We start from the raw sequence: 6,348 nt of genomic DNA, 5'->3' as shown, positions 1-6,348 counted from the left end.
AATTTAGGGCTGGTGAGTGGATGAGGTTTAGGGTAGTTTGGAGTAGGGACAAGGGGGTTTTGGGAGGGTATTCTGTGAAAGTGTATATTAATGGTGAGGAGGTGATAAGGGTTGCTGAGGATATAAGGAGTGTGTCGAAGTTTATGAAGTATGTTTCTATTGGAGCATCGGGTCACTGGGGTTGGTATCCTGGTGAGGATAGGAATATGTATATGAATGCATGTGGTGTATTTGATGAGTTGTATATCTGGGACTATCCTAAGCTTGACTGAGTCAGGGGTATGTTTGATGCTTAATAGGGTTGTGAAGGTATCTTGAGGTGATGTGTAATTAGTTGATATAATTTGACTTTTTTTTGAAAAAAGGTTTATAATTTACTTTACCTTTAAAGGGTAAAAGTTATGGCAAAGAAAGAGGTTAAGGCAGTTGTTAAGCTTCAAATACCTTCGGGGGAGGCAACTCCTGCTCCACCGGTTGGTCCTGCTTTGGGTCAGCATGGTGTTCCTATAATGGATTTTGTTAAAAAGTTCAATGAAGCAACTGCTAATCAGAAGGGATTGATAGTTCCTGTTGTTATAACTGTATATACAGATAGGACCTATGAGTTTGTTATTAAAACTCCACCAACTTCTGTTCTTATAAAGAAGGAATTAGGAATAGAAAAGGGTTCTTCTGCGCCTAATCTTCAGAAAGTTGGTAAACTTACTAAGGGGCAGATAAGAAAGATTGCTCAGATAAAGTTACCTGATACTAATGCGGTTACGATTGAGGCTGTGGAGAAGATGGTTATAGGCACGGCAAAAAATATGGGTATTGAGGTTGAGGAGTGAGGAGGAAGTATGGCAAGGAGTAAGAGATATCTAAAGAATGTTGCGCTTGTGGATAAAGAAAGGTTTTATGATTTAGATTCTGCATTAGATATTGTCTTTAATACTGCGAATGCTAAGTTTGATGAGAGCGTAGATGTAGCGATAAAGACAGGGCTTAAACAGGGGCAATCCATAAGAGGTAGTGTTTCTTTACCACATGGAACTGGCAGGCAGGTTAAAGTGTTGGTTTTTGCTAAAGGTGACAAAGCAAAAGAAGCAAAGGAAGCAAATGCAGATTACGTTGGTGCAGAAGAGTTGATTGAGAAGGTACTAAAAGAGCAGTGGATTGATTATGATGTTGTTATAGCAACTCCTGATATGATGAAGGAGGTTTCAAAGTTAGGGCCGATCTTAGGAAGAAAAAAGCTTATGCCAAACCCAAAGGTGGGAACAGTTACTTTTGATGTATCTAAGGCTGTTCAGGAGTTTAAGAAGGGGAAGTTGGAGTTTAGATCTGATAAGACTGGTAATGTTCATGTTTCCGTTGGTAAGAAGAGTATGGGCAAGAGTAAGATAAAAGAGAATATTCTTGTTCTTGTTAGGGAGATTAACAAAGCACGACCTGCGGATTATAAAGGTGAGTTTATAAAGAATATTAGTATTTCCTCAACTATGGGTCCTGGTGTTAAGCTCAATAAAACTCAGGTTTTGCAAGAAGCTTCTAAGCTTGGTGTTTAGGGGGTTTTTTTATGCCAAGTGAGAGAAATATAAAGCTTTACAACGAGATAAAAGAGGCGTATCAAAATTATGGAGCGAATATGATCTTTTTGGATTTTACAGGAATGGATGTTGAGAAAGTGAATAGTATGAGGAAGGAAATAAGAAAGAAGGGGGCGTTTTATAAAGTAGTCAAGAATACGCTGGGGTATAGGTTCTTTAAGGAAAATTTGGGAATAGATGCTTCTGAGGTTTTCACTGGTGTCAATGGTGTTGTTTTTGCTAATGATAATGCGTTTTTTGATGTGCTGAGGTTTTTGATTAAACTTGAGAAGGACACTCCTGTTAAGGTAAAAAACTCTCTTTTTGAAGGTAAGATTTTCAACAGAGATGCAACAATAGAAATGTCAAAGCTTCCTTCAAAGGCGGAGCTTATTGGTAGTGTTGTTGGGGCAATTGGGAGTAGTGTTTCTTCGTTTGTTTATACTCTTAGCAATGTCATACAAAGCTTTGTTTTTGTTCTTAAAGCTATTGAGGATAAAAAGTAGAATTTATGTGTCTTATGACACAAGTGGATATATTGATAGGAGGTATATATGGCAAGTAAGTTATCGGTACAAGAATTAGTTGAGGCTATATCGGGTATGACGGTAATGGAGTTGGTTGAGCTTAGGAAAGCTTTGGAGGAGAAGTTTGGGGTAAGTGCTGCTATGCCTGTTGTTGCTACTGCTGCGGTAGCTGCTTCTTCTGCTCCTACTGCTGAGGAGCCTGAAGAGAAGACCAATTTTGATATCTTCATAAAGGAAGTTGGGGATGCTAAGTTGCAGGTTATAAAAGTTGTTAAGGACATTACAGGACTTAGCTTAAAAGATGCAAAAGATATAGTTGAGAGTGGTGGTCAGAAAGCTGTCAAACAAGGTGTCTCAAAAGACGAAGCAGAGAAGATAAAGAAAGCTCTTGAGGAAGCAGGAGCAGTTGTAGAGTTAAAGTAGCCTAAGAGGACGGTTGTCCTCTCTTTCAAGAAAAATAGTTAATGCTTGTGGAGATTGTTTTCGTACTTTCTTTAAGTTATCTTGATCTTATGTTTCTAGAGGTGTAGTATGAAGTTTCAAAAAAAGTTTTTCAAGAAGGTTAATTTCTCTTATGATGTTCCTTACCTTCTAGAGCTTCAGAAGAAGTCATATGAGTCGTTTTTGCAGAAGGATGTTCCTCATGACAAAAGAGCGGTTAAGGGGCTAATGAAGTTGTTTAAGACTTTCTTTCCGGTAAGAAAAGAGGATATTGAATTTGATGTTGTGTCTTACTCCATAGATGAGCCGTTCCATACTCCTGAAGAGTGTATAAAGAAAAATCTGACCTATTCTGCTCCTGTTAGAATCAGTTTTAGGATATCTAATGCTAGAACCAAGGAGGTTATAGAGAAGCAGAGGGTTTATGTTGGTGATATACCTCTGATGACTGATAGGGCTACTTTCATTATAAATGGTGTGGAGAGGGTTATTGTCAGCCAGATTATAAAGTCTTCTGGGATAATTTTCAGCAACCGCAAAGGAGAGCTTTCGTGTAAGATAGTGCCTGAGAAGGGTATGTGGTTGGAATTTGGCATTGCTCTTAGAAAGGAGCTTATGTATTTCAGTATTGATAACAAGAAGAAGATGTTACTTACTTACTTTTTGAGAACTATTGGAATGACCTCTGCGGATATGATCAAAAACTTCTTCAATTACGAAGAGATAGATCTTTCAGATTCAAGTCATTTAACTTTCAGAAGTTTCTACCTGTATGAGGATATTTTAGATGAAGATGGTAATGTGCTGTTTCCTGTTTGCACTAAAGTTGCGAAAGTTTCAAAGTCTCAGATAACTGTTAAGGAAAGTAATGTTGTTGATATGGATACTTTCGTCAATTTTATTTCTACTTTGAAGAACAAGAAGGTGAAGATTATTTCTGAGGAGAGTATAAGGAATTTTCAACCGCTATTTAATACGATTAGGAGAGAGCTAGAAACAATTTCTTCTGACGAAGCTTTGTCGGATTTGCATAAATCTGTAAGTAGGGAAGATATACTTGCAGAAAGGGCTGTGAAGAAAGTGGCAGAGCAGGTTAGAACTGTTGGAACATTGAGTAGTCCAACTAGAGAAAACATAATGAAGGAGATTCAGAAGCAGTTATACGATGTAAGGAATTTTGACTTAGGTGAAGTTGGTAGGTATAAGCTCTTGCTTAGGCTTTATAAGGATGCCTCAGAGGAAAAGAAGAAGAGCTTGTCCTCTGTCTGGAATTTGGTTCAGGAGGATATAGTTAGGGCAATAAAGACATTGCTTCACATATACTCTACAAATGAGATAGTTGATGATATTGATCACTTGAGTAACAGAAGAGTTAGAGCAGTTGGAGAGTTAGTATACCAACAGCTGTTGCCAGTGTTTGCTAAGTTGCAAAAGGTTGTTGAGGATAAGCTTAGTGCTGACGATAGAGGAGACTCAGCTATTCAGGCTATAATAATGGCGAAACCTTTCAGTTCTTCACTTGGGGAGTTTTTTGGGACTAATCAATTGTCGCACTTTATGGATCAAATAAATCCTCTATCTGAACTTACGAATAAGAGAAGAGTATCTGCTCTGGGCCCTGGAGGATTTACTAGAGAGAGAGCTGGGTTTGAGGTTAGAGATATTCACTATTCGCATTATGGCAGGCTCTGTCCTATTGAGACTCCTGAGGGGCAGAACATAGGGCTTATTCTTTCTCTTGCAACCTACGCTAAGGTTAACGATTACGGTTTTATTGAGACGCCTTACAGGGTAGTAGTTGATGGTAAAGTTACAGACGAGGTTAGGTATGTTAACCCGATAGAGGAGGAGGACTATTATATATGTCAATCTACTGAGCCTGTTGATGAGAATAATGTGCTTGTGAACAAAGAGATTCAGGTTAGGTACAAAGGTAGGTTTGTTAAGGTTCCGAGGGAGAAAGTGCAGTTTATGGATGTTTCTCCAAAGCAGGTATTTAGTGTTTCTACTTCTTTGATACCATTTCTTGAGCATGATGATGCTAATAGAGCGCTTATGGGGTCTAACATGCAGAGACAGGCTGTGCCTCTTCTTAGGCCTCAGGCTCCAATTGTGGGAACTGGAATGGAGGAAGTTGTTGCCAAGCAAGTAGGGTATGGGGTTGTTGCACGAAAGTCAGGAATTGTTGAAAAAGTTTCTTCTACTCATATTATCGTGAAGGATGATGATAAAAAAGTTGTTGCGGAAAAGGCAGGTGTTGTGAAAAAGGTTTCACCAACAAAGATTGTTATCAAGGGTATTGATAAAACAGAGACCGAGTATGATTTAGAGAAGATCTATGATCTTGAAAGTACTACCCGCTATTCTCGGAAGCCAGTTATTGTTGTTGAAGAAGGACAGAAGGTTAAAGAAGGACAAGTTATAGTTGATGGAGCTAGGAGCGAATATACTCTTATGAAGTTTTACAGCACTAACAATAATACTTGTTATAACCAGAGGCCTATTGTTGATAAGGGGCAAAGGGTTGAAGTAGGTCAGATTATAGCTGATGGTCCTGCGATGGACAATGGTGAATTGGCGCTCGGAACAAATGTTTTGATAGCTTACATGCCGTGGTATGGCTATAACTACGAGGATGCTATTGTTATAAGTGAGAGATTGGTCAATGAAGATATACTTACTTCCATCCATATTTACGATTACGAGGTTGCGGTCAGGTCTACGAAATTTGGTGATGAGGAGGTTACTAGGGAAATTCCAGGGGTTTCTGAGGAATATCTACAGCATCTTGATAAAGATGGAATAGTTAGAATTGGCACCTATGTGAAGTCTGGGGATATACTTGTTGGAAAGACTACTCCTAAGAGTGAGGAACCTGATACACCTGAACTTAAGATACTGAAGGTCATATTTGGTGAAAAATCTAGAGAGGTTAGGGATTCTTCGCTGAGGGTTCCACATGGAGAAGGGGGTATAGTCATAGGGATTGATAGATTTACGAAGGAAAACAAGGATGAACTACCTATAGGTGTGAAAGAGCTTATAAAGGTTTATATCGCCCAGAAGAGGAAAATAAAGGTTGGAGATAAGCTTTCCGGAAGACATGGCAATAAGGGGGTAATTGCCAAAATTGCTCCAGTAGAAGATATGCCTATACTACCCGATGGAACACCAATTGACATAGTTCTTAATCCTCTGGGTGTACCGTCAAGAATGAATCTAGGACAGCTGTTTGAGACGATGCTAGGTTGGGCTGGGATAAAGCTAGGATTCCAGTATAGAATTCCAGTTTTTGAAGGTCCAAGTTACGAAGAAGTTAAAGCTGAGCTTAGGAAAGCTATGTTACCGGAAACTTCTAAGGTTAGGTTGAGAGATGGTAGGACCGGCGAGTATTTTGAGTCTGAAGTGATGGTAGGAGGGCATTATATAATGAAACTTGTTCATATGGTTGAAGATAAGATTCATGCTAGATCTATCGGTCCATATGCTCTGATTACTCAACAGCCTCTTGGTGGAAAAGCTCAGTTTGGTGGTCAGAGGTTAGGAGAGATGGAAGTTTGGGCACTAGAGGCTCACGGTGCAGCCTACACCCTGAGGGAGATGCTTACTGTGAAATCTGACGATATTGAGGGAAGGAAGAAAGTTTATGAGGCTATCATAAAAGGTAAACATTACTACGATATAGGTGTTCCGGAGTCTTTCAAAGTTCTGGTAAGGGAGCTCAAGGCTCTAGGCTTAAACGTTGAGTGTATCGTAGACGGTGAGAGTATGGCTTGTGATACTTCTGAGCAGAAGAAAGAAGAGTTTAAGAT

Annotated in this window: 6 protein-coding genes; all 6 read left to right on the top strand. The window is 39.3% G+C overall.

What is annotated here, in order from left to right; genetic code table 11:
- Positions 1-272: hypothetical protein (locus tag ABDH28_05565; GenBank protein ID MEN2998485.1), on the top strand; the 272-nt coding region annotated here is incomplete at its 5' end.
- Between the two features lie 129 nt (positions 273-401).
- Entirely contained in the window at positions 402-830 is a 429-nt protein-coding gene (rplK, locus tag ABDH28_05560) for a 50S ribosomal protein L11 (GenBank protein ID MEN2998484.1), read from the top strand.
- Between the two features lie 9 nt (positions 831-839).
- Positions 840-1,547, top strand: a complete 708-nt coding sequence (gene rplA / locus ABDH28_05555; GenBank protein MEN2998483.1) for a 50S ribosomal protein L1 — start codon at positions 840-842, stop codon at positions 1,545-1,547.
- 11 nt (positions 1,548-1,558) lie between these two features.
- On the top strand, positions 1,559-2,074 hold the full coding sequence (gene rplJ, locus ABDH28_05550; protein MEN2998482.1) for a 50S ribosomal protein L10: 516 nt from the start codon (positions 1,559-1,561) through the stop codon (positions 2,072-2,074).
- Between the two features lie 48 nt (positions 2,075-2,122).
- Positions 2,123-2,518, top strand: a complete 396-nt coding sequence (gene rplL, locus ABDH28_05545) for a 50S ribosomal protein L7/L12 (protein ID MEN2998481.1) — start codon at positions 2,123-2,125, stop codon at positions 2,516-2,518.
- A gap of 108 nt (positions 2,519-2,626) precedes the next feature.
- On the top strand, positions 2,627-6,348 hold a 3,722-nt coding region (locus tag ABDH28_05540; protein MEN2998480.1), incomplete at its 3' end, for a DNA-directed RNA polymerase subunit beta.

The sequence above is a fragment of the Brevinematia bacterium genome, assembly GCA_039630355.1.
Classification (GTDB): domain Bacteria; phylum Spirochaetota; class Brevinematia; order DTOW01; family DTOW01; genus SKYB106.
This window is presented reverse-complemented; position numbering and strand designations above follow the sequence as displayed.

Coding starts and splice junctions, on each gene's coding strand:
- rplJ (MEN2998482.1), top strand. CDS start 1,559: ATGCCAAGTGAGAGAAATATAAAGCTTTACAACGAGATAAAAGAGGCG.
- rplL (MEN2998481.1), top strand. CDS start 2,123: ATGGCAAGTAAGTTATCGGTACAAGAATTAGTTGAGGCTATATCGGGT.
- rplK (MEN2998484.1), top strand. CDS start 402: ATGGCAAAGAAAGAGGTTAAGGCAGTTGTTAAGCTTCAAATACCTTCG.
- rplA (MEN2998483.1), top strand. CDS start 840: ATGGCAAGGAGTAAGAGATATCTAAAGAATGTTGCGCTTGTGGATAAA.